1 protein-coding gene is annotated in these 2,566 nt (G+C 37.3%); it reads right to left on the bottom strand.

The features are described from left to right. On the bottom strand, positions 1-2,566 hold a 2,566-nt coding region (locus BZK16_RS14360; protein WP_233145316.1), incomplete at both ends, for a DUF5724 domain-containing protein.

Genomic DNA, 2,566 nt, shown 5'->3' with positions numbered 1-2,566 from the left:
TTTACGAAGTTTTGCTGGAATTGTTGATAACTCTTTGCCATCTTTTTGGCAGATCAAAGAAGCAATGCCTTCTTCATCAATTTGAATGAAGAGTTCAATAGTTTCCAATGTTTTTGGCGTAAAGTATTCCGTCAAACCTTGAATCTTTAACGTTTCCATCTGCCAACCGAAACGCAAAGTATCTTGATAACCTGCATTGCGTGCTAAGTTTTCCAATGCAATTTCTGTTGATTTTGTTTCACTTGCACGGCGTTGTGCGCCAAATTTTTTGCTCGCTTTTAAGAATGCTTGTAGGAAATCATAGCGTTTTAATGCTTCTTCCTGTGAGTTCTTGCCAAGCGGAATCAATGAGTAACTTAATAATTTATCTTTACTGCGTTTATCGTTGATCTCTTTTTCAAATGCTTTTGTTGCTTTTAATTGCCCCAATGTTGCATCTGCAAAGAGTTGTGCACGGCGATGGTTTGCTCCACTTGTGATGTATTTTGCACAATCATAGAGTAATTCAAAGCGCTCTTTACCCAAGGTTTTATAAGCATCATTGAACCAATCCACATCGAATGCACCATCATTGAATGATTCTTTAGAAATAGGCGAATAGCGTGTAATCACAGCCATTTTTTCATCAGAAATGGATTCATTCACATGAGCATGGAAGTACCAAGCAGCGCTTTCTAAGCCTTTCCAACTCAACAATTTGGCAACAATTGGCAACCATGATGGTGAATACAAAGCCGCTTCTAATAAACGCTGATCATCAATACGGCCATTCACAGCAGCTTTTAATGCTTCTGCCGTGTCGGTTTCACGTGGAACAGAAGCACGGAGCAAGCTAGATAAGACATCTTTTTTGCCTGAATTGTATGAACTGATCCAACCGCGGGTTAATGTATCTTTGCCTAAACCCAAAAGAATATTCACAAAATTTTTAATACCTTCATGTTGGTGAATATCTGTGGCTAAGCTTGAAACGGGCGTTGGTAAATCCCCGCGCTTCACTTCGATATTGATCACATGCTGTGCGAGTTTTTGAGCAAATTCTACTAAGAAAGGATATTTCTTTGCAGTATCTTTTGCATAGCGATAGCGTTTATTGGCAGGTTTTGTAAAATCACCAAAATTTCGCCCTTCACCGATGCAGAAAGTACGATAAATAGCGCTCTCTTTGAAAATACCCAAATCATAAGCTCGTGCAACAGATTCGATTGGCAGATTGATGTAGAACATATCTTTCATATCAGCAAAATGCATATCGAGCGCCACATACTCAGTAAAATCATGATCAGTGATGGCTTGTCGGCTTAATTGGTGCAATAGATAATGGAAATCCTCAACATCGATTAATGCTGTGAATTTAGTTTCTTTTGTATTCCAATCAATGGTTGGTTCTGTATTGATTTCACGTTGCCAGTCTTGTTGTGGGATTTCTTTAATTAGAATTGCTAATAGATCATGAATCGTTGTAAAGCGGTCTTCTGAAGTATGTTGATCCCATAAGCTTACAATGATGCGAAGGGCTAAATGATAGTGATTTTCTGAGCTTAAAGATTGATATGCAGTTTGAACCGTTTCAGGTATGCGGAAATATTGATTCACATATTCGATCACCCAAGGTTCATAACGAGAATAACGATACGCACCGTAGGTTGGATTTGAAAAGTTACTAAAATGGGCTAACAGTAAATGTTCGAGCAATGTGACTTTATTATCCGTCATCCATGCCTTCCAAACTTCAGGCATCACAAAGTTATCAATGTCATGATTTTCTCGTGCTTTGTCATCATAATTTGGATCAGTAAACATCGGCGCATCCGCACGATAACGGAAATATTCTTCAGCACCTAAAACCACATCAAAAGGATCGCTATATTCTGTTTTACCTTTGTATTGATAATCCTTATGCTCGGCAATTAACTGCATCATGGATGTTAATAATGTTTGAATGCGTTCTGCTGAAATCGCATGCAATTCTGCCCATAATTTTGGATTATGAATGGTTAAATCAGGCTTTAGATCAGGGAATTCATTGGCATCATAAATACCAAAGCCATTATCTTTACTATAATCTTTCGATTCACCAGCTTGCAAAGTTTGGATGAGCACTTGCTCTTTTTCAGTGGATTTTGGTAATAATGTTAATAATTCTGTGATCTCTTTTTCTGTCACAGTTTTATCTTTTTTCAGTGCTAATAAAATATCTAAGCCTGCTAAACGGCGATTTTCCACTTTGTCAGATAACAGTGATTTTAATAAATCTGTGCGTTGTGTTGCTTCAGTTTTTAAGATGATTTCAATGATGCTTTTACGAATTTCTGGCGTTTTTAAAGATAATAAATCCATCAACAATGCAAATTCATCATTAGCTAATGTTAAATCTTTAATGTGCTCCAAAGCATTGATGCGCACTTGCATACTGCGATCTTTCAATGAAGCAAATAAAAATGCACGTTGTTTTGCATCTGTAAAATCGGTTAGTAAATAACGAACCAAAGCACCGCGATCATCACCAGAGCCTAATTTTGCATGTTCCATCAAAGATTGAATCTTTTTTGCATCGCAATCATAA

This window comes from Wohlfahrtiimonas populi (genome assembly GCF_002006795.1).
GTDB lineage: Bacteria > Pseudomonadota > Gammaproteobacteria > Cardiobacteriales > Wohlfahrtiimonadaceae > Wohlfahrtiimonas > Wohlfahrtiimonas populi.
This window is presented reverse-complemented; position numbering and strand designations above follow the sequence as displayed.